Raw genomic sequence first — 221 nt, forward strand, 5'->3', positions numbered from 1 at the left:
GCTCGGCATCGAGGGCATGGCCCGGCGCTACCCGGACTACCTCCCGGAGGAGGGCTTCCAGGCGGCCAACATCGTCTCCAGCCTCGGTGCCCTGCTGCTCGGCCTGTCGATGCTGCCGTTCATGTACAACGTCTGGAAGACGTGGCGCAAGGCCCCGCTCGTCACCTCCAACGACCCGTGGGGGTATGGCGCGTCGCTCGAGTGGGCGACCTCGTGCCCGC

Annotated in this window: 1 pseudogene; it reads left to right on the forward strand. The window is 69.2% G+C overall.

Annotation, left to right across the window (positions count from 1 at the left end):
- Positions 1–221 (forward strand): annotated as a pseudogene (locus N864_RS25435) (aa3-type cytochrome oxidase subunit I); the annotation flags it as partial.

Source organism: Intrasporangium chromatireducens Q5-1 (genome assembly GCF_000576575.1).
GTDB lineage: Bacteria > Actinomycetota > Actinomycetes > Actinomycetales > Dermatophilaceae > Intrasporangium_A > Intrasporangium_A chromatireducens.